Origin of the sequence: Arthrobacter sp. MSA 4-2 (assembly GCF_016405885.1) — a bacterium.
Taxonomy (GTDB): Bacteria; Actinomycetota; Actinomycetes; order Actinomycetales; family Micrococcaceae; genus Arthrobacter_D.
Window position 1 is genome coordinate 53,767 of record NZ_JAEKGC010000003.1, and the last position, 17,861, is coordinate 71,627.

General features: G+C 69.2%; 17 protein-coding genes and 1 riboswitch. Of the genes, 10 read left to right on the forward strand and 7 right to left on the reverse strand.

What is annotated here, in order from left to right; all coding sequences use genetic code 11:
* Positions 1–65 precede the first annotated feature (65 nt).
* The 4 genes from I6N91_RS03795 (at position 66) to I6N91_RS03810 (ending at position 3,970) form a co-directional block, all read left to right on the forward strand.
* The gene (locus tag I6N91_RS03795; protein WP_198810816.1) at positions 66–1,406 is read left to right on the forward strand and encodes an isochorismate synthase; all 1,341 of its coding nucleotides are present in this window, start codon (positions 66–68) and stop codon (positions 1,404–1,406) included.
* A 127-nt stretch (positions 1,407–1,533) separates the two neighbouring features.
* Positions 1,534–2,328 (forward strand): transporter substrate-binding domain-containing protein, encoded by a 795-nt coding sequence (locus I6N91_RS03800; RefSeq protein ID WP_198810818.1) that lies wholly within the window; start codon positions 1,534–1,536, stop codon positions 2,326–2,328.
* An 80-nt stretch (positions 2,329–2,408) separates the two neighbouring features.
* Positions 2,409–3,194 carry an amino acid ABC transporter permease gene (locus tag I6N91_RS03805; protein WP_198810820.1) on the forward strand — a complete coding sequence of 262 codons (786 nt, stop codon included), beginning with the start codon at positions 2,409–2,411 and terminating at the stop codon, positions 3,192–3,194.
* A 5-nt stretch (positions 3,195–3,199) separates the two neighbouring features.
* Complete coding sequence (locus tag I6N91_RS03810) at positions 3,200–3,970, forward strand: amino acid ABC transporter ATP-binding protein (RefSeq protein ID WP_198810822.1); 771 nt, start codon at positions 3,200–3,202, stop codon at positions 3,968–3,970.
* 29 nt (positions 3,971–3,999) lie between these two features.
* Here I6N91_RS03810 and menD read toward each other — a convergent pair whose 3' ends face one another.
* Both menD and I6N91_RS03820 read right to left on the reverse strand, forming a co-directional pair.
* Positions 4,000–5,727 carry a 2-succinyl-5-enolpyruvyl-6-hydroxy-3-cyclohexene-1-carboxylic-acid synthase gene (gene menD / locus I6N91_RS03815; RefSeq protein WP_198810824.1) on the reverse strand — a complete coding sequence of 576 codons (1,728 nt, stop codon included), beginning with the start codon at positions 5,725–5,727 and terminating at the stop codon, positions 4,000–4,002.
* Between the two features lie 93 nt (positions 5,728–5,820).
* Entirely contained in the window at positions 5,821–6,360 is a 540-nt protein-coding gene (locus I6N91_RS03820; RefSeq protein WP_198810825.1) for a DinB family protein, read from the reverse strand.
* Between the two features lie 255 nt (positions 6,361–6,615).
* Here I6N91_RS03820 and I6N91_RS03825 point away from each other — a divergent pair, with 255 nt between their 5' ends.
* Complete coding sequence (locus I6N91_RS03825; RefSeq protein WP_198810827.1) at positions 6,616–6,825, forward strand: hypothetical protein; 210 nt, start codon at positions 6,616–6,618, stop codon at positions 6,823–6,825.
* A gap of 62 nt (positions 6,826–6,887) precedes the next feature.
* Here the strand turns inward: I6N91_RS03825 and I6N91_RS03830 are convergent, their stop codons facing one another.
* The 3 genes from I6N91_RS03830 to I6N91_RS03840 all read right to left on the reverse strand — a co-directional run bounded on the left by I6N91_RS03830 (position 6,888) and on the right by I6N91_RS03840 (position 13,154).
* Positions 6,888–8,702 carry an immune inhibitor A domain-containing protein gene (locus I6N91_RS03830; RefSeq protein WP_307843226.1) on the reverse strand — a complete coding sequence of 605 codons (1,815 nt, stop codon included), beginning with the start codon at positions 8,700–8,702 and terminating at the stop codon, positions 6,888–6,890.
* Positions 8,703–8,991: 289 nt separating this feature from the next.
* Positions 8,992–10,044, reverse strand: coding sequence for a class I SAM-dependent methyltransferase (locus tag I6N91_RS03835; protein ID WP_198810829.1), 1,053 nt, complete (start codon positions 10,042–10,044; stop codon positions 8,992–8,994).
* Positions 10,045–10,139: 95 nt separating this feature from the next.
* Complete coding sequence (locus tag I6N91_RS03840) at positions 10,140–13,154, reverse strand: BTAD domain-containing putative transcriptional regulator (RefSeq protein WP_307843227.1); 3,015 nt, start codon at positions 13,152–13,154, stop codon at positions 10,140–10,142.
* 271 nt (positions 13,155–13,425) lie between these two features.
* Here I6N91_RS03840 and I6N91_RS03845 point away from each other — a divergent pair, with 271 nt between their 5' ends.
* The 3 genes from I6N91_RS03845 to I6N91_RS03855 all read left to right on the forward strand — a co-directional run bounded on the left by I6N91_RS03845 (position 13,426) and on the right by I6N91_RS03855 (position 15,706).
* Positions 13,426–14,568, forward strand: a complete 1,143-nt coding sequence (locus I6N91_RS03845) for an S-(hydroxymethyl)mycothiol dehydrogenase (protein WP_198810831.1) — start codon at positions 13,426–13,428, stop codon at positions 14,566–14,568.
* Positions 14,565–15,239 carry an MBL fold metallo-hydrolase gene (locus I6N91_RS03850; RefSeq protein WP_198810832.1) on the forward strand — a complete coding sequence of 225 codons (675 nt, stop codon included), beginning with the start codon at positions 14,565–14,567 and terminating at the stop codon, positions 15,237–15,239. Before I6N91_RS03845 ends, I6N91_RS03850 begins: the two co-directional genes overlap by 4 nt.
* Before the next feature lie 74 nt (positions 15,240–15,313).
* A riboswitch (guanidine-III (ykkC-III) riboswitch) is annotated at positions 15,314–15,381 on the forward strand.
* Between the two features lie 10 nt (positions 15,382–15,391).
* Positions 15,392–15,706, forward strand: a complete 315-nt coding sequence (locus I6N91_RS03855; protein WP_159617798.1) for a multidrug efflux SMR transporter — start codon at positions 15,392–15,394, stop codon at positions 15,704–15,706.
* Between the two features lie 5 nt (positions 15,707–15,711).
* Here the strand turns inward: I6N91_RS03855 and I6N91_RS03860 are convergent, their stop codons facing one another.
* Positions 15,712–15,960, reverse strand: a complete 249-nt coding sequence (locus I6N91_RS03860) for a hypothetical protein (protein WP_198810834.1) — start codon at positions 15,958–15,960, stop codon at positions 15,712–15,714.
* A gap of 64 nt (positions 15,961–16,024) precedes the next feature.
* On the opposite strand from I6N91_RS03860, the gene I6N91_RS03865 reads away from it, so the two are divergent.
* Entirely contained in the window at positions 16,025–16,363 is a 339-nt protein-coding gene (locus I6N91_RS03865) for a YnfA family protein (RefSeq protein WP_198810836.1), read from the forward strand.
* 110 nt (positions 16,364–16,473) lie between these two features.
* Here the strand turns inward: I6N91_RS03865 and I6N91_RS03870 are convergent, their stop codons facing one another.
* On the reverse strand, positions 16,474–16,731 hold the full coding sequence (locus I6N91_RS03870; protein ID WP_198810838.1) for a hypothetical protein: 258 nt from the start codon (positions 16,729–16,731) through the stop codon (positions 16,474–16,476).
* Positions 16,732–16,956: 225 nt separating this feature from the next.
* Here I6N91_RS03870 and I6N91_RS03875 point away from each other — a divergent pair, with 225 nt between their 5' ends.
* Complete coding sequence (locus I6N91_RS03875; protein WP_120167860.1) at positions 16,957–17,727, forward strand: hypothetical protein; 771 nt, start codon at positions 16,957–16,959, stop codon at positions 17,725–17,727.
* Positions 17,728–17,861: the final 134 nt, after the last annotated feature.

The window sequence follows — 17,861 nt, forward strand, 5'->3', positions numbered from 1 at the left end:
CGCGGCGGTCGGGACGGGCCCGCCCCGGAAGCCGCGCCCGCGCACCGGAGTAGGCTTGGATCATCATGAGCAATCCCTTTCCTGCCGCGCTTGCCCCTGCACCCGGGCGCGCGGGCGGCCTGAGAAGCATCACCATCCCCCGGGGGCGGATCGAACCCGAGACGGGTCTTCTCGATTATTTGGTCCGCAACGACGCCCATACCTGGATCCGGCGCGGAGGCGGCCTTATCGCCTTCGGCGAGGTGACCCGTTTCACCACCGCCGGCCCGGACCGCTTCGCGGAGGCGCAGCGGTGGTGGCGGAGGGAACTGGAATCGGCCGAGGTGGTCAACGGCCTCTCCGTCCCGGGCACCGGTCTGGTGGCGTTCGGTTCCTTTGCCTTCTCGAAGACCTCACAGCACGCCTCACGGCTGATCGTGCCGGAAATCATCATCGGCTGCCGCGACGGGCAGAGCTGGTTGACCTATATCTCGAACGACGCCGACGCCGAGCTGAGCGCGGAGGCAGCGGAGTCGGCCCTGGCCGCCTACCTCGAAGAGGTGGACCCCGCCCGGGCCCCGCACCCGGAGGACCGGCTCGCCCCGGGGGTACTCACCGAGGAGCAGTACCTTGAGGCGGTGGCCGGCGGGGTGCGGCGAATCCAGGCCGGAGAGCTGAGCAAAGTCGTCCTGGCCCGCGATGTGGTGGCCGAACTCGGATCCCCCGTCGCCACGGCGCAGGTTCTGCGGGAGCTGGCGGTGCGGTACGAGGACTGCTGGACGTACTCCGTGGACGGGCTGATCGGTTCCACCCCGGAAATGCTGATCAAGGTTGAGGATTCGACGGCGCAGGCCCGCGTGCTCGCCGGCACCCTCGACCGGGCCGGAGCCCCCGCTGACGATCCGGGGTATGCCGAGCGGGTGCTTGCCGGATCGGCGAAGCAGCTTCACGAGCACTCCATCGCCATCGACTCCCTGACCCGCCAGCTTGAACCGTTCACCGACTCAATGACCTCGCACAGCGAGCCCTTCGTGCTGCAGCTGCCCAATGTCTGGCACCTGGCCTCGGACGTCCGTGCCCGGCTGACCCGGGACGGCGGCGGCGAGGTGCCGACCTCGCTGGCCCTGGTCGAGGCGCTGCACCCCACGGCCGCGGTCTGCGGCACTCCGACGACCGTTGCCGGCGCCCTGATCCGTGAGCTTGAACACCTTGAGCGCGGACCGTACGCCGGACCGGTCGGCTGGATCGACGCCGAAGGCAACGGCGAGTGGGGCATCGCGCTGCGCGGCGCGGTGATCGAAAGCAGCACCCGGGTGAGGCTGTATGCGGGGTGCGGAATCGTTGAAGGCTCGCAACCACAGGCCGAACTGGCCGAAACGTGGAGCAAGTTCCGCCCGATGATCGAGGCGCTGGGCCTTTCCCGCTAGGCGGGCCGTATTGCCCGCGGGAAATGCTTGGTTACCAATACGCATCTCCTGTAGCCTGTGACGCACATCTCTTGTGCAGTTAGAATCAACACGACCTTTCCTACCCGTCCAAACGCAGAGGTATCCGATGTTTTCCACGAAAACCGCAATGCTGGCCGCACTGGCCGCCGGAACGCTGGCGCTGAGCGCCTGCGGCGGCGGCTCCGATGAACCCGGGGCAGCAGGTGAGGCGGGCGGCCTCAGCCTGGTCAATGAAGGCGCCCTGACCGTCTGCTCCGATATCCCCTACCCGCCGTTCGAGTTCGAGGAGAACGGCGAGTACACGGGCTTCGACATGGACCTGATGAAGGAGATCGCCAAGGGCCTCGAGCTCGAGCTCGAGGTCCAGGACGTCGGCTTCGACGGCCTCCAGAGTGGTGCCGTCATCGCCGCCGGCCAGTGTGACGTCGGAGCCAGCGCCATGACCATCACGCCGGAGCGCGAGGAGAACCTCACCTTCTCCGAGCCCTACTACGATTCCCTGCAGTCGCTGCTGGTCCCGGCGGACTCCGACGTCAAGACCGTCGACGATCTGGCAGGCAAGTCGGTCGGCGTCCAGCAGGGCACCACCGGCGAGACCTACACCCGGGAGAACGTCCCCGCCGACACCAAGGTCGTCGCCTTCCCCTCTGATGCAGAGATGTATGCCGCCATCCAGGCCGGCAATGTCGACGCGCTCCTCCAGGACCTGCCGGTGAACATCGGGCACACCGAGGACGGCAAGTTCACCATTGCCGAGGAGTACAAGACGGACGAGCAGTACGGTTTCGCCTTCGCCAAGGAAGGCAGCGAAGAGCTGGTTTCCGCAGTGAACGAGCAGCTCGGCGAGCTGCGCGACAACGGCAAGTACCAGGAAATCTACGACACCTACTTCGCGGAGTAGAAAAACACTGCCGGTGCCCCGGTGGCCGAGCGCCACCGGGGCACCAGCGCGCCACCTCCTGAAGGAAGGTACACCCCAGCGTGAAACCCTCTACACGCCGGCGCCTGTTCCAGGGCGTCCTCTACGCGGTCTTCGTCATCGTCATCCTCGTCGTCGCGTTCCTCGCCGACTGGGACGCGATCCGCACCAACTTCTTCAACCTCGAGGTCGCCGCCGCGACCTTCCCCGAGATCGTCGTCATCGCGGCCAAGAACACGGTCATTTACACCGTGATCGCGTTCATCGGCGGCCTGATCCTCGGGCTGATCCTGGCCCTGATGAAGCTCTCACCGGTCCTGCCCTACCGCTGGCTGGCCACCGGTTACATCGAACTCTTCCGCGGCCTGCCCGCACTGCTGGTCATCTTCGGCTTCGCGTACGCCATCCCCATCGCCTTCCAGTGGCGCCCGCCGGGAGGCAGCGTGGGAGCGGGCCTGATCGGACTGATTGTCGTCTCAGCCGCCTACATCGCCGAGACCATCCGTGCGGGCATTGAAGCGGTCCCCAAGGGGCAGGTCGAGGCGGCCCGCTCGCTGGGCATCAACCCGACCTGGACGATGGTCTCAGTGGTGCTCCCCCAGGCGTTCCGCATCATCACCCCGCCGCTGACGAACGAACTCGTTATCCTGATCAAGGACACCTCGCTGCTGTTTATCGCGGGCCTGGCCCTGGGCGAACGGGAGCTGACGACCTTCGCGCGGGATTCGCTGACGAGCCTGGCCAACGCCACCCCCCTGGTGGTTGCGTCCTTGCTGTACCTGGTGATCACCTTGCCGTTGACGCAACTTGTCGCGAAGCTTGAACGACACAACAAGAGAGGCCGGTGATTGCCATGACTAGTTTGTCAAAGGGCTCCTCGGCAGTAAGCACCACCGAACCGGCGATCGAAGTCAGGGCCCTGTGCAAGAGCTTCGGCAGCAACGACGTCCTCAAGGGCATCGACTTCCACGTCGACCAGGGTGAGGTCGTGTGCGTGATCGGGCCCTCCGGCTCCGGAAAGTCGACGCTGCTGCGCTGCGTCAACCGGCTCGAGGAACCCACCACCGGATCGGTGATGGTCGAAGGCATCGACATCACCGATCCGGAGACCGACCTGGACAAGATGCGCACCCGCATCGGCATGGTGTTCCAGCAGTTCAACCTGTTTCCCCACCTGACCGTGCTCGGCAACCTCACGCTCGCCCAGCAGCGCGCCAAGAAGCGCGGCAAGGCCGAAGCGATAGAGGTGGCCCGGCGCAACCTGGCCAAGGTCGGCCTCGCGGAGAAGGAGAACGCCTTCCCCGCCCAGCTCTCCGGCGGCCAGCAGCAGCGCGTGGCCATCGCGCGGGCACTGTCGATGGATCCCGACATGATGCTCTTCGACGAGCCCACCAGTGCACTGGACCCGGAGCTCGTCGGCGACGTCCTGGAGGTCATGAAGCAGCTGGCCCGCGAGGGCATGACCATGATGGTCGTCACCCACGAGATGGGCTTCGCCCGGGAGGTCGGCGACCGCGTGGTGTTCATGGACGGCGGCGTCGTGGTGGAACAGGGCAAGCCCGAGGACGTCCTGGGCAACCCGCAGCACGAGCGCACCCGGAGCTTCCTCTCCAAGGTGCTCTAGCGCGGAGGAGTTCCCGGCCGCACCGCGCCTCAGGGCGCGAGCACCGCAGCGACGGCGTCCTGGATCCTTGAGTGCAGCGCCCGCAGCGACTGCCGGTCCGCCTGGACTTCAAGTATGGAGCGGCCCCTGAGGGGCCGCTCCATTGCTGTCTCAAGGCCCTGCAGCGTGGTGACCCGTTCGAAGGCCACCCCGTAGGCAGCGGCCAGCGCCGCCAGGTCCACCTGCTGCGGCGTCCCGAAGAGCCGCTCCACGGCGGCCCCGTAGCGCGCCGCCGTCGCGGGCTCCCCGTGCTCAAGCAGCCCGAAAATTCCGCCGCCGTGATCGTTCAGCACCACCAGCTGCAGGTCGGGCTCGGCCTCCCCGGCGCCGATGAGCAGCCCGCCGGCGTCGTGAAGGAAGGTCAGGTCGCCCAGCAGCACCCGGGTGGGCACCCCGGCGGCCAGGGCGATCCCGGTGGCCGTCGACACGGTGCCGTCGATGCCGGCCAGCCCGCGGTTGGCGAACACCTCGAGCGGGTGCCAGCCCGGAGCTGCGGTGAGCTCGACGTCCCGGATGGGGTTCGATGAGCCAAGCACCAGGAACCCGTCCGTCTGCTCCCAGACGGCCTCGGCGACGGCGGGACCGGTGAGGCCCTCCTCGCCGGCGAGCAGGGTGGCGATGGCCGCATCGGCGGCCGCGCCGGCGGAGCGCCAGGCCTCAAGCCAGCCCGGCGCCGCCGGCCCGGCGAACTCGAGTAGCTCGGGAAGGTTGTCGATGATGCGCTCAGAGCGGCGGCCCGGCTCGAACCACGCCGCCGGCTCCGGAAGGTAAAGTGCCCGCTCGATGTCGGTACGGGCCAGCAGCGCGGCCACCGGCCGGGACAGCGTCGGGCGGCCGAAGACCACCACCCGGGTGATGCCGGCGCCCAGGTGCCCGAGAAGCAGTCGGTAGGGCGCGATTGCGCTGGTGCCGAACCGGGCATTAGAGGACGGCTCGGCCAGCAGCGGCAGCCCAAGGTGAGCGGCGAAGACCGCCGCCAGCTCACCGGCACCGTGACCGGCCACGACGATGGGGCCGCCGGCCGCCGGCGCTGAGGGTGCCCGGCGTCCTGCCTCCTGGAGGGCCTCCGCTGAGCCGGCCGCCGCGCCGTCCCCGCCGGCCGACGGCAGCGTCCCGGCACCGTCGTGCGGGGGTGCCGGCGCTTCGACGGGACCTTCGACCGGCGCGGCCCCGGCGTCCCCTGCCGGTACCAGCGGGTCCCGGAAGGCAAGGTTGAGCTGGACCGGTCCGGCCGGTGCTCCGCCGCCGCGGGCCTCGCGCACCGCACGGGCGACGAAGGGTCCGGGGTCCTCCCCCGCCGGCACGTCGAAGGCGCACCGGACGTGGCTGCCGAACAGGCCCGGCTGCCGCGTCGTCTGGTTGGCGCCGGTTCCGCGCAGTTCCTCGGGCCGGTCCGCCGAGAGCACCACCAGCGGCACGGCCGCGTGGTTGGCCTCCATGACGGCCGGCAGCAGTTCCCCGACGGCCGTGCCCGAGGTGGTCAGCACTGCCGCGGGCCGCTTCCCGCCCAGGGCCAGGCCCAGCGCCGTGAACCCGGCCGAGCGCTCGTCAATGCGCACGTGGAGCGTCAGCTGCCCGGCGGCCTCCGCCTCGGCCAGCGCGTAGGCCAGCGGCGCGCTGCGGGATCCGGGGGCAACGACGACGTCGTGCACACCCCCGTTGGCCAGGGCCGTCACCGCACGCCGCGCCGCTTCGAAGGATGGAAGGGAATCGCTCATCCCCCAATACTTCCACGCCCCGGGCAGCCGCCCGCGGCCCGCCCCTCGGGTGGCCGGCGCGGTGCCGGGGCCTGCCGGGCCAGAGGTAGCGGGTTACTCTCCAGTGCTTCCGTCGACGGATTCGCGCAGCAGGTCGGCGTGGCCGTTGTGCCGGGCGTACTCCTCGATCATGTGGACGAGGATCCAGCGCAGGCTCGGCGCCTCGCCACTGGCCCAGGGGCGGCGGGCACGCTGGTCAAGGCCTCCCGAACCGAGGGCCCGGGTCGTCGCCGAGCGGGACCGTCCCACCGTCCCGTCCCAGAGAGACAGGAGCTCGCTGGGGGTGTCCCCGGCGGCGGAATGCCACTCCCAGTCGGGGTCGGTCTTCCAGTCCACCGCGTCCCACGGGGGCTGCCGGTCCTGTCCGTGCAGGGTGTAGGTGAACCAGTGGTCCTCGACGAAGGACATGTGCTTGAGGAGGCCTCCGAGAGTCAGGGCAGAGGCGCCGACCGTGGCGGACAGCCCCGCCGCGTCGAGTCCACCCGCCTTCCAGGCGAGGGTGGCGCGTTGGTAGTCGAGGTAGCCGAGCAGGGTCTCGGCTTCGGTGCCTGCAAGCGGAGGTTCAACCCGGCCCTGGTCATCAACGGTGGTCATGGGCGGGAACTCTACGCGCCGGGAAAGGCGGGGGCAATGTCGGCAGCCGGGCCGGGACCGGCGGGCGGACACCCCGGAGGCCACGGACTCCGCCCGGCGGTGGAGAGATTCCCAGCGGCGGCTCAGGAGACGCCCATCTTCGCCTGTCAGGCTGCCGGTTTGTGCCGTAGGTCCATTGAGCCGAATGTCCGTTGAGAGGGGCTGAACTTGCTTTTCAGGAGTATTGAACGTGGCCGGCCGGAGGCCTGGTCGTCCGTGGATGGTGCCGCCGCCGCGCGGGTCCGCTGGCAGGAGCTGACCACCGGGGACGCCGTCGTCGTCGAACTGGGCAACGGCCATTCGGTGCCCGGCGTGGTGGATGCGCTGGGCGAGGACGCCAGCGTGCTCTGGGTGGAGCTGGACGGCGGCAAAGGACGCCACCTGTTCCACTGGGAGGACGGCGTGGCCATCCGGCTGCTCAGCTGACCGTCGATGAACGCAGAAGGAGCCGGGAGAATCCTCCCGGCTCCTTCTGCGTGCCCGGCGGGTCAGCGCACCTGGAGGGTGAGCATTCCGTTCGGGTTGGACTGGATCACTTCGATCCGGGTGCCGGTGCCGCCCACGATGACGGAGCCCTGCGGGTTCGCCGGGTCGTAGTAGGCGTTCGGGTTGGTGTCATCGAAGACGGGAACGCCCGGCTGCGACGGCGCGGAGAGCGTCGTCATGCCGGTTGCCTGCTCGCGGTGGAGGCCGAGCGGATCGGTGGCCTGGCGGCCGAAGGTGGCGTCGTAGCTCTGGATGCGGTTGCGCACCACCGTACCGTCGGACCAGGTCAGTGGCTTCGGATGGGCGTCCACGGGCAGCGCGAGGCCCTCGCCCGGGTGCTGGCGCGTGTTGTTGTTGCGCTGCGCGGTGTTCCAGTAGGTGACGCTCAGGCCGTCCTGGTAGGTGTAGTGCTCCACGGTGTCCGGGGCGCTGAGGCTCCAGCCGAAGTTGTACGGGCCGGTGGCGAGCGTTCCGTCGTAGCCCAGGTACTGGCGATTCTCTGCGATGTAGAAGCGGCTCTTGCCCGCCGCGTCCTTGGGAAGGTTCACGACGACCGCCTGCGGGGCCTTCGTCGCATGGAAGGACGGCCCAATGGTGTGGGTCGAGGCGCGGCCGGCGGTGGCCACCTCGTAGTCGAGCCAGCCGAGCTGGATCTTCTCCCACGCTCCCATGTGGTTCGGGGTGGTGCCGATCGAGCCCTTGCCGTGGCCCAGCCAGGAGCCAGAACTCATGAGCGTCCAGAAGCCGGTGCCGTTCTCGCCGCCGCTGGTGTCGTAGAGGTCGGGCAGGCCGAGGTCGTGGCCGTATTCGTGCGCGAAGACACCGAGGCCGCCGTTTTCGGGTTCGGTGGTGTAATCGCGGATCCAGATGTTGGAGTTGCCGATCTTGATGCCGCCATAGGGGTTCGCCGCGGGCCCCGAGACCCCCCGGCCGGCCTGGCCGACGGACCAGCGGTGTGACCAGATGGCCGAGGAGGGCGCACCGGCTTCCTCGCCCTCGCCGGCGTGGATGGCCTGGAAGTGGTCGATGTAGCCGTCGGCTTCGTTGAAGTCGCCGTCCTTGTCGTAGTCGTAACGGTCCCACTGGTCGAAGGTTGCCAGGTACGCGTCGATCTCGGCGGGCGTCTTCCCGGAGGCGAGCTGCGAGTCATACCAGGCATTGGCCGTGTCCTGCACAAACCGGGTCATATCTGCCTGGCTCTCGGTTTGGCCGTAGCTGGCCGAGTTGAAGGGAACCGTTACCCAGTCGCTGACGTCGCCGTCGACCGTGTAGCGGCCGCTGGACATCTCCTCGTAGACGCCCTTGAGGGATTCGCTATCCCCGCTGAAGAACATGTCCAGAAAGTGCGCCCGGTCGAAGCGCGGCGACCAGTAGGTGGAGTTGTCCACCGCACGGTTAGGTTCCTTGATGGTGTCGCGCTTCGGTCCGGGCGCGGCGGTCGGGTAGCGGGGGTCGACCTGGTCGCCGAAGTCCACCAGGAAGGAGAGGATCTGGTCGCTGTCGGTGAGCCCGTACTCGGCCCACTGACCCGGAGCGACCCGGACGGCCCGAGAGCCGTTGCGGTCCTCGACCTTGGCCTCGCCGGAGATGACCTTCTCGACCGCCTTCTGGTTGAGGTCGCGGCGTGCGTCGGCCACCGGGTCGGAGCGGTCGTCGGACTTGGGGAGTGCGCCGTCGGCACCGGGTGAGGAGGTGGTTGACGGTCCCGGGTCGGTGCCGGGGGCGGCATACGCGCGCACGGGGGCGAGGACGACGGCGCCGGTGACGGCGAGCGCCATCGCGCGCCGCATCCTCCTGCTAGGGGTAGTGGAATTCAAGGGTTCTCCTTAGTGAAATGTCCCAGCTGGGCGGCGCTCCGTGATGGAGGCCGCCGTGGCGAACCTGTTGCCTAAGCACACGTTCTGGGAGGACGGTAACACCGCAATTCACCGGCTTGCCGTCTTGTTTTCACTCTGAACCGCTTTTCACACGCCCCCTAGCCGAAATGCGCGTGGGTTTGTATAGTGCCGGGCGATCAGGCGTAGGTGTCGCCCGGGTGGTGCTGATCCACGCCGGCCCGGACGGCAGCCGTCGGCGGCCGTCCGGGCGCGGGGCCTCCCGCACATTTCAGCGGCGTGCTTCGAAGACGCGGTTGAAGGGCGTCTGCGCCACCCGCCGGAAGGACGTGAATCCATTGCGGTGGAACAGGCGGGCCCACGTTTCGTCCGGGACCTGATTGCCGAGGGCCGTCGCGCCTCCTGCCAGAGCCGAAGGGGTGCAGAGCATCGCCGAGCTGGGGTAGAACAGCCGCGCGGCGAACATGCCCGCAGCGTCCTCGGGACCCTCGGCCGTCATCGGTTCGACGACCATCACTGACCCGTCCTCGGCCACCTGCCGGGCCGCGTTTGCGATCACCCGCTCAGGGTCCCCCATGTCGTGGAGGGAGTCGAAAAAGGTGATCAGGTCATACGGCCCTCCCCCGTACTCGGCGCCGGAGGCGTTCTCCAGCTGGATTCGGTCCGCCACTCCTGCGGCCGCGGCCTTCTTGGCCGCGGCCTCCAACGAGCCTTGGTGCAGGTCGACCGCGACGAAGCGCGATGCGGGGAATTCCGCGGCCATGAGCGTCACCGCCGTCGCCTGTCCGGCGCCGATGTCGGCAACCCGGGCGCCGGCGGCCAGTTTGGACTCGACCCCCGAGAGTGCCGGAAGCCACTGGGTCAGGAGGCACGCCCGGTAGACCGGGCCGAAGGAGCGGTCGAAGCCGTCGAACAGCCCCGGATTCTGATCTCCCCAGGACAGGGAGCCGTCGGAGCGGAACGCGGCGTCAATGCGTTGCTGCCCCTGGACCGTGGCGGCAAGGACCTCGGTGAGGCCGCCAAGGTAGGCCGGTGATTCTTCGACGGCCAGGACCATTTCCTGCTCCGCGGAGAGGCGGTACCGGCCATCGGGATCCACAGTGATGTACCCGGCCAGTGACTGGCCCGCCAGCCATTCCTGGAGCAGGCGTTCGTTGGTGCCGGTCCGCGCGGCCAGTTCGCCTGCACTCGCGGGGCCGGCGGAAAGGGCCTGGTAAAGGCCCTGCCGCACACCCAGATGGACCGAGACGATTCCCCAGGCGCCTACCAGCTCGGTGGCAAGCTGCGCGGTCAGGGCGTTCAGCTCGGATTCGTTGATATTCACGGAAACTCCTTCGTTGAGGTGGTGGAACCACGGTCGCAGGAGCCGCTTGCAGGCCACGCACAATCTGCTGACAGATTCCGCCCCGACCCGGTCCCTCACTTCAGGGCGGCGCCCGGACGTGCGGCCGCCTCGCGTGCCTGGGGCAGGGCGGTGCCGAGCGCGTAGACGATCGCCTCGGACCGGGTCAGCGCCGAGCCCATGGCCGCACAACGGGCGGTGTCCGCCGGACCGAGGCGGCGGGCAAGGTGCGTCCACCGCTCCTCGGCGCGGTCCGCCTCCGGGCCTCCGATAACCGACGCCTCAGGCGCGCTCCCGGCTGCCGACAGCAGGACGACGGCGGGCCGGGGCTGGTCGAGGTCCGCGAGCAGCTCGGCCAGCAGGCGCAGCGTGGTCCACTGCTGAACCCACATCCCCGCGCGGTGCCAGTGCTCAATGACGACCGGGAAGGCCGCGAGCGCCCGGGCGTAGTCCCGCCCCCGCATCGCGCCTGAGAGAAGGGAGACCATGGCAATGCCCTCCACATAGCCGGCCTTGACGGTCCGTGCGGCCGCCACCGCTTCCTCCAGGGCGGTGGCCGCCCGGTCGGGGTCGTCGACGAGGGCCACCTCCCCGTCGACGAACAACGCGAACGAGCGTCCGGCGGGGCAGCCGACAGCAGCGGCCAGCCGGATACAGGGGGTCACGGCCTTGCGCGCACCCTCGACATCGCCGCTGTACAGCCGGGCCAGGGCGATGTCCGCCAGCAGAATGACCCTCCACAGCGGCGAGACGGTCGGGGCAGCGCAGGCCTCGCGGGCAAGCTTTTCCGCTTCCGTATAGGAGCCCCTGAAGATCGCCACAATGTTGGCCGACGCCGCGCACAACCATGCCCGCTGCGAAAGCTGCGGGGACGCCTCGAGGGTCTGCCGCGCTGCGGCCAGGAGCCGTTCCGCTTCGTCGAGATCACCCTGCAGGCAGGCGGCCTGCGCGGCCGCGCTCTGTACGGCCGTGGACAGGGGATGTCCCGCCAAGCCCGGGTGGGCCGCCAGGGCCCGCGCCCAGGGCCACAGTTCGGACTGTTCGTGGATCTGCGCGTAGTTCGCCAGGGCTACCGTGATGCGCGCGGCCGAGGTGAGGTCGGACCGGCTCATACATCCATGCCACGCAGTGCGGATATTCGGCAGCTCGGCCTCGAGGGTTTCGACCCACCGTGCCTCATCGGCGCCCTCAAGAGCACCCTCGGCTTCTTCCACGAGCTCCACGACCCAGGCGGTGTGAAGCAGCACCGCGCTGCTGTCAGCCGTGTCCGCCGCGAGCCGTTCCGCGGCATAGGCGCGGAGGGTCTCCAGCAGCGAGTATCGGAGGCGTCCGCTCCTGCCCTGGCGGGCCGAGACCAGGGACGCGTCGACCAGGCGGGTGAGGGCCTTGACCGTCGAGCTTCCGGCCAGGGCCCCGCCGGCCACCCGCTCAGCGGCCTCGAGGGTGAACCCACCGTCGAACACCGACAGCCCGGCGAACAATGTTTTTTCATGAGCTGTGAGCAGGTCGTAGGACCTGTCGATGACGGTCCGCAGCGACGCCTGCCGCGGGAGGGACAGCAGATCCAACCGGTCGTCGAGCCGTTCCCGCAGGCCCGTCACGCCGAGAGTCCGCACCTGACCGGCGGCGAGTTCGATTGCCAGAGGGAGTCCGTCGAGGCGCCGGCACAACTCGTCCACAGCGGGAAGGGTCCACTCGTCCAGGGCGAAGTCGTCCTGGACCCGCCGCGCGCTTTGTTCGAAGAGCCGCGTCGCCGCCGATCGGTGTCCCTGGGCCGTCGCCCCGGTGGAATCGGGCGCGCCGCCTTCAGTGGCGAGTGGTCCCAGCGGAACCACCTGTTCGGCCCGGAGTCCAAGCCGCTTCCGGCTGGTGGCCAGCACCGTCAGGGCCGGGCCAGCACTGATCACCCGGTCGACGAGGTCCGCGACCTCGTCGAGCAGGTGCTCACAGTTGTCGAGCACCAGGACCAGCCGCTGGGTCTTCAGGTAATTGACGAGGACTTCCCCGAGTGGTTCCTCCGGGCCGGGACGAACGCCAAGCATGCCGGCAAGAGCCGGGCCAATGCCGTCCCCGCGGTGCAGGGGCGAAAGCTCAAGCACCACCACGGGCGATGCTTCGGGTTCCCGGGCAATGGCGGAGACGACTTCAATGGCCAGCCGTGTCTTGCCCACCCCTCCCGTGCCGGTCACGGTCACCAGCGGTGACGCGGCCATGGCGGCCCGCACCCGTTGCAGATCGGCTTCGCGGCCGAGCAGGGCGGTCGGAGGGCGCAGCCAGGCCGGCGGAGACGGCGGGGCATTGATGGTTGACCGACCGCGCCGCGGTTCCAAAGCGGGGTGCTGCGCAAGGATTTTTGATTCGAGGGCGCGGAGCTCCGCTGAAGGATCGAGTCCGGCATCCTCGGCCAGGCGCGCCCGGTATCCGCGGAGTGTAGCCAACGCCTCGGTCGGTTTCCCGCCGCGGTACAACGCCAGGGCCAGCAGGCGGTGCGGCCGCTCACTCAGAACCTCCTGCGCCGTCATCCGCTGCAGGTCCGGGAGCACCTCGTCGTACAGTCCTGCCGCGAGACGCGCTTCGACCAGATCCTCGGTGATCCTCCGGTGCAGTGCGTCAAGATGGAGCTGTTCTGCGGCCAGCGCGGAATCCGGCCAGCCGGGCAGACCGGCGAACTCCTCGAGCGGCCGGCCGCGCCAACGACCCAGCGCCCGGATGAACAATGAGACAGCGGAGGCCGGGTGGGATTCCAGCGATTGTCCTGCGGCAGCCACGAAGGAGGTCACCTCGTCCACGTCGACGTCGCTGCCGGTCATCGCCAGACGGTAACCGCCCGGTGTGCGCAGCACCGGACATGCCAGGTCCGGGGCCACCTGAAGCCACGATGCACGCAGCCGCGAGATGTGGCTTTGGAGACCGTTGCGTACGTCCCTCGGCGGATCATCGCCCCAGACGGCGTCGATGATTGCGTCCTCCCCCACCGTTGCCCCCCGGGCAACGAGCAGGAGTGCCAGAACGGCCCGGCGGCGGAGGCCTCCGAGGGGAAGCTGCTGCCCCCGAACGGTCACGGTCAGCGGTCCGAGCAGTCGGTAAGCCACGCGGCCGCCCTCGTCCGGGCGTTCCCTCGCCGCGCTGGTCCCGAAATCGTGCTCCATGATGTTCCCGACGCCCGCTCTGTGGAGCTTCAATCGTCGAACCGCGTTCGGAGGGCGTCAATAGGGCCGGACCATCAATCGATACGCCTCGGTTCCTGGAAGCGGCAGCATGCCTGCGGCCGCCGAACTTCAGTAGTGTTGAGAAGACGAGTTGCTCCACAGGGAACGGCACCGCGGGCCCGGTGGGCTCCTCCCCCAGCCGAAAGGGATATCCATGCACGAGGTTCAAGCCGTCGTCGTGCGGGCCAAGAACGAGCCCGCCACCGTTGAGACCATCCTGGTTCCCGACCCGGGGCCCGGCGAGGCGCTGGTCGACGTGCTCACCTGCGGGGTCTGCCAGACGGACCACCACTATCAGGTCGGTGCGGTGGGCGACGATTTCCCCTACCTGCTCGGGCACGAGGCCACCGGCGTCGTCTCCGCGGTCGGCGAGGGCGTCACCGAGGTGGCCCCCGGGGATCGGGTGATCCTGAACTGGCGTGCGGTGTGCGGGCAGTGCCGGGCCTGCCGCAAGGGCCAGCCCTGGTACTGCTTCAACACCCATAACGCCACGCAGAAGATGACCCTGCTCGACGGCACCGAACTCTCCCCCGCCCTGGGCATCGGCGCGTTCGCGGAGAAGACCCTCGTCGCCGCGGGACAGTGCACGAAGATCGAAGGCGACCTCGAGGAGCACCAGTACGCGGCCGTGGGCCTGCTCGGCTGCGGCGTGATGGCCGGCATCGGCGCGGTGCTCAATACCGGCGCAGTGCAGCGCGGCGAGTCCGTGGCCGTCATCGGCTGCGGCGGGGTCGGCACCGCCGCCATCGCCGGGGCGCAGTTGGCCGGCGCCACCACGATCATCGCTGTGGACGTCGACGACGACAAGCTCACCACCGCCCGCTCCTTCGGCGCCACGCACACCGTGAACTCCCGGGAGCAGGAGCCGGTCGAGGCGATCCGGGCGCTCACCGGCGGATTCGGCGCCGACGTCGTCATCGACGCCGTCGGGATCGCCGCCACCTTCCGGCAGGCTTTCGAGGCGCGAGACCTCGCCGGCCGCCTGGTCCTCGTGGGCGTCCCCGACCCCGGCACCACCTGGGAGATTCCGCTCGACCAGGTCTTCGGACGCGGCGGCGCGATCAAATCGGCCTGGTACGGCGACACCCTGCCCTCCCGGGACCTGCCCATGCTCGTGGACCAGTACCGGCTGGGCCGGCTGGACCTCGACGGCTTCATCTCGGAGCGGATCGGACTCGGCGACGTAGAGCCCGCCTTCGAGAAGATGAAGGCCGGCAAGGTGCTGCGCTCCGTCGTGGAAATCACCGACAGCCGATCTGCCTCCGCGGCCGCGGCCCGGACTGAGGCCGCCCGGTGAGCGCCGGGTCGGCCCCGCGCTCCGACGCCACGGGCCGGGTCCGCGTCGAACACCTGGTGACCTCCGGAACGTTCTCCCTCGACGGCGGCACGTGGGAGGTGGACAACAACGTGTGGATCGTCGGTGATGACAAGGAATGCGTGGTCATCGACCCCGCCCACGACTCAACGGCCGTCGTGGGCGCCGTCAACGGGCGCACCGTGAAGGCGGTCCTGCTCACCCACGGCCACGACGACCACATCCGGGCCGTCCGGGACGTCGCGGCGCGGCTGAAGGCGCCCGTCCACCTGCACCCGGCCGACACGATGCTGTGGGAGCAGGTGCATCCGGAAACCACCGTCGACGCCGCGATCGCCGACGGCGACGTGTTTTTCGTGGGCGGGGTGGAACTCACCGCCGTGCACACGCCGGGCCACTCCCCCGGGTCGGTCTGCTTCCGGGCTCCCGGCCTGGGACCCCACGGGGTGATCTTCTCCGGGGACACGCTCTTCTCGGGCGGACCGGGCGCCACCGGGCGGTCCTACAGCGACTTCGGCACGATCATCGAGTCGATCCGGACCCGGCTGCTCACCCTCCCGGAGGGCACCGAGGTGCTGACCGGCCACGGCGATTCAACGACCATCGGGGCGGAGGCCCCGCACCTGCAGGAGTGGATCGATCGGGGCCACTGACCCTGATCGCCGGGGGGGGGGCCGGGCGGGCAGGACGCCTTGGCCTTTCCGGGTCAAACGTGAATAAATGGGAGCGGGCTGCCCCAGCAGGGCGCTCCCGGACGATGGGTGCCGTACCCGGTGTGCGACAAGACGGCCCGGAGGAGTCTGTGATGGCGTGGATCGTACTCGTGATTTCCGGTGTCCTGGAGGCGGTCTGGGCGACGGCGCTGGGCAAGTCGGACGGCCTGAGCCGGATGGGACCGACCATCGTCTTTGTCGTCTCCATCCTTGCCAGCATGGCCGGCCTGGCCTATGCGATGCGCACGCTGCCCGTCGGTACGTCCTACGCGGTCTGGGTGGGAATCGGTGCTTCGCTGACGATCATTTACGCCATGGCCACCGGAACCGAGCCGGCGTCGCTGCTGAAGATCGTCTTCCTGACGATGATTATCGGCGGCATCATCGGGCTCAAGCTCATCCACTGACTGCACTATTGGCGGTTCGGGTCCTTCCTTTGGACCCGCGCTGGGATGTTCAGGACAGGCGTAGACGCGCCAAGCCCCTCGGCGCCGGCCCGGACCAGTCCGGCGAGGAGATTCTCGACCCGGACCCGGATGTCATCGCGGACGGCACGGACCTCCTCCTCGGGGGGCCGGCCCTTGGGATCGGCCAGCGCCCAGTGCTCGTAGCGCCTGCCGTGAAAGACCGGGCACACATCCCCGCAGCCCATGGTGATCACGACGTGGCGTTGGATTCGGTTGCTCCCCCATCCGCAGTTCCACGGAATGGGTGAGACTGGAGGGATGATCCTGAAAGTGGTGGTGCTCTTCGCCCTGGCCGCGGTCGCCGAGATCGGCGGGGCGTGGATGGTGTGGCAGGCGGTCCGTGAAGGCCGCCCCTGGTGGTGGGCGGGCATCGGCCTGATCGCGCTGGGCGTGTACGGCTTCCTTGCGACCCTCCAGCCCGATCCCCACTTCGGCAGGATCCTGGCCGCCTACGGCGGGGTGTTCGTGGCGGGCTCGCTCGCCTGGGGCGTCGTGCTCGACGGCTTCCGGCCGGACCGGTGGGACATCCTCGGGGCCGGAGTGTGCCTTGCCGGCGTGGCCATCATCATGTTCGCGCCGCGGGTCCCCGGCTCCTAGCGGCGGAGGGCGCTCCAGCGCCTCCCCGGCTGCACCGCACGGGGGGAGGGGGTCGCTGCCGGGGTGCACGGTCGGGTGCGCCCCCGGCAGCGACGTCGTGGGCCGGCGGACTATCCGGCGAGCGGAGCCGACCGGCGGAGCCTGGCACTGAACAGCAGGTCGTCGACCTCCTCCAGGTCCCTTACTGCATCACACAAGCGGCTCTGGGCCGCGCCCGGGCCTGAGTCCTTCCCGCTCGCCTCCGCCTGCTCGCAGGCAAGGCGCGCATCGAGGAGGCGCTGCACCCGCCGCAGCCGCAGTGCTTCCAGTTCCTCGAGATCACCCGACCGGCCCTGCAGGTCAATGACGTCGGCACTCAGCAATTCCATAGGGATATGGTCCAGCACCCCAACACCATCTGCAACAAAGGAATCGCCGGAAACAGGGAAAAGTTTTCCTTGTGACAGACCAACAACAGGAGATTACGGTAAGGCTACTGAATATTTCTGTGGTTATTTCTCCGGACAACCAATCCGCGCCGGAGAGCCCGCCGAACACCCTATAAGCACATCCCAAGATGTGCGCTCACCGCACAGTGAAGGAAATTGATCTCCATGAACAAGAACATGCGGCTCCTCGCAGTACCCTCCCTCGCCCTCGGCATGCTGGCGCTCTCCGCCGCCCCCGCCCTGGCGGCGGACGGCTCCTACTCCTCCACCCTCGGCCAGCTCAACGGCAGCACCGGCGCGGGCACCATCACCGTCGACGTCAAGGGCGACCAGGCGACGGTCAACCTGCAGGTCTCCGGCCTCGCCGAGACTTTCATGGACGGCCCCTACCCCCACGTCCAGCACATCCACGGCGGCGCCGAGGGTGTCTGCCCGACCCCCGCTGCCGACACCAACGGTGACGGCGTGGTCAACACCACCGAAGGCGCCCCCTCCTACGGCGGAATCGTCACCACGCTGTCCACCAGCGGCGGCACCGGTCCCGAAGAGGGCCTGAACGTCAAGCTCGGCGGCCAGGGTGGCAGCTACACCATCCAGCGCACGTTCGAGGTCAACGCCGACACCAAGGCCGCCCTCGAAGCCGGCACCGCCGTCGTCGTCGTCCACGGTCTCGACCCCGCAACCCTGAGCCCGGCCGCCCAGGAAGCCAAGAGCGACCTGACTCCGGACCTTCCGCTGGCAGCGACCTCACCGGCACTGTGTGGAACCCTTGTCGCCTCGCAGATGGGCGCCATGCCCAACGGTGGCGCTGACACGGGAGCCACCCAGGAGACCGGATCCAACGTCGGCGCCCTCGCCCTCGGCGGTGGCCTCGTCCTGGCCGCAGCAGCAGGTGGAACCTACATGGTCCGCCGCCGCAGCGCCGATCAGGCGTAATGCCTGAGCGCACCACCCGGCGCCGGGCCGGCTCATCCTGAGTCCACGCCCGGCAGCACCGGCCACCGCAGTGTTCCCCCGCTGCGGTGGCCGGACCGTTTAACCCAACAATCCTCCCGCTGCACTCTCCGGGA

Coding starts and splice junctions, on each gene's coding strand:
- I6N91_RS03855 (WP_159617798.1), top strand. CDS start 15,392: ATGGCGTGGATCGTACTCGTGATTTCCGGTGTCCTGGAGGCGGTCTGG.
- I6N91_RS03845 (WP_198810831.1), top strand. CDS start 13,426: ATGCACGAGGTTCAAGCCGTCGTCGTGCGGGCCAAGAACGAGCCCGCC.
- I6N91_RS03795 (WP_198810816.1), top strand. CDS start 66: ATGAGCAATCCCTTTCCTGCCGCGCTTGCCCCTGCACCCGGGCGCGCG.
- I6N91_RS03870 (WP_198810838.1), bottom strand. CDS start 16,731: ATGGAATTGCTGAGTGCCGACGTCATTGACCTGCAGGGCCGGTCGGGT.
- menD (WP_198810824.1), bottom strand. CDS start 5,727: ATGAGCGATTCCCTTCCATCCTTCGAAGCGGCGCGGCGTGCGGTGACG.
- I6N91_RS03820 (WP_198810825.1), bottom strand. CDS start 6,360: ATGACCACCGTTGATGACCAGGGCCGGGTTGAACCTCCGCTTGCAGGC.
- I6N91_RS03865 (WP_198810836.1), top strand. CDS start 16,025: ATGATCCTGAAAGTGGTGGTGCTCTTCGCCCTGGCCGCGGTCGCCGAG.
- I6N91_RS03810 (WP_198810822.1), top strand. CDS start 3,200: ATGACTAGTTTGTCAAAGGGCTCCTCGGCAGTAAGCACCACCGAACCG.
- I6N91_RS03875 (WP_120167860.1), top strand. CDS start 16,957: ATGAACAAGAACATGCGGCTCCTCGCAGTACCCTCCCTCGCCCTCGGC.
- I6N91_RS03800 (WP_198810818.1), top strand. CDS start 1,534: ATGTTTTCCACGAAAACCGCAATGCTGGCCGCACTGGCCGCCGGAACG.